Raw genomic sequence first — 655 nt, forward strand, 5'->3', positions numbered from 1 at the left:
TTTTCAGGTTTTGAGTTCCCCTCTTAAACATCACTGTACAACCAGAACCACGTGCTTATTCATAAGGCAATTTCAGAAGACGAACAATAAAATTTAAAGCTGCGTTTCTTATCTCTCAGCAATCAAACACAAGATTGCTTTTTGTTGTTTAGGTTTGAGTTCTCTAAAACTTTTCAAAAGGATATGCTCTTCTTTGCTTGAGATCATTTCTTCATAAGGAAACAAGACATGTTCTTTTGTTGCAATATCGGAGTAAAAAAAGAAAATAGAGATATCCAGTATATCAGCAATTTCTTGTAAGCGCCCTGCGCCTACACGATTGAAGCCTTTTTCATATTTTTGAATTTGTTGGAAGGTCACGCCTAAGCGATGCCCTAATTGTTTTTGAGACATTTTCAACATTTCTCGTCTCAAACGAATTTTTCGCCCTATTGAAATGTCATTAGAATGTGGATTTTTCGTTTGCACTGAAAGCCCCCTCCGGTAGCGAGCGCCCTCGCACGAGTATTCCGGGAGTCTGAAAGTACTGAGTTCGAATCAGCTTTTTTTGCTTTTAGTGTGCAAACACACCTGGACATGGCAAAAACTCCCGGAATTTCGCGATATTCATAGAGTAGATCATTTCTACGCTTGGCTTTTCAGGTTTTGAGTTCCC

The 655-nt window shown here is 38.9% G+C and carries 1 protein-coding gene; it reads right to left on the bottom strand.

The window, feature by feature from the left end:
* Positions 1-108: 108 nt before the first annotated feature.
* Positions 109-468: a helix-turn-helix domain-containing protein gene (locus ACFIJP_RS09525; RefSeq protein ID WP_375627180.1), complete on the bottom strand. Its 360-nt coding sequence runs from the start codon at positions 466-468 to the stop codon at positions 109-111.
* Positions 469-655 lie beyond the last annotated feature (187 nt).

Origin of the sequence: Bartonella sp. MU37NMGALS, from assembly GCF_042194015.1 — a bacterium.
Classification (GTDB): Bacteria; Pseudomonadota; Alphaproteobacteria; order Rhizobiales; family Rhizobiaceae; genus Bartonella; species Bartonella grahamii.